This is a genomic window from Streptomyces viridosporus, assembly GCF_002078235.1.
GTDB lineage: Bacteria > Actinomycetota > Actinomycetes > Streptomycetales > Streptomycetaceae > Streptomyces > Streptomyces viridosporus.
This window is the reverse complement of record NZ_MSGP01000879.1, coordinates 1-539: the sequence shown is the minus strand read 5'-3', so window position 1 is coordinate 539 and position 539 is coordinate 1. Positions and strand designations below refer to the sequence as shown.

At 71.6% G+C, this 539-nt stretch carries 1 protein-coding gene; it reads right to left on the bottom strand.

The features are described 5' to 3' along the window. Positions 1-510 (bottom strand): M16 family metallopeptidase (locus B7L92_RS38385; protein ID WP_170102292.1); only part of this gene is annotated, 510 nt, incomplete at its 3' end. Between the last annotated feature and the right edge of the window lie 29 nt (positions 511-539).

Sequence of the window (539 nt, the reverse complement as noted above, 5' to 3'; positions counted from 1 at the left end):
GTCCTGGCCGCCCTGCCCGAGCAGCGCGGCCAGGACGAGGTGCGCGAGGTAGTCGGCGCGCTCGGTCACCGGGTCCGGCATCCGGTAGCCCACCGCCACGGCGTGCGGGCCGGCGTGCGGGTCGGCGACCGTCAGCCGCCGTTCCTCCGTCGGCAGCGGCTCGTGCGCCTCGGGCGCGGCCACCGACGGGCGCGTCGGCAGGGACCCGAAATGCCGGTGCACGAGACGCTCCGCCGTCCCCGGGTCGAATGCGCCGGTCAGCGTCACCACGGCATTTCCGGGGCCGTAGTGGTCGGCGAAGAACTTCTCGCACAGCGGGATGTCGAAGGCGGCCAGATCGGCGGTCTCGCCGTATCCGTCCCTGGTGTTCTCCGCGCGCTTGTGCAGGGCGCGTGGCAGTACCCAGGGAAAAGCACCGTACGGGCGATTGCGCACCATGAGGCGGATCTCCTCGTCGATCACCGCGATCTGGGTGCGCAGACTCCGCTCGGAGAGACGGGGGGAACGCATGCGGTCCGCTTCGAGCGAGAGCAGCATCT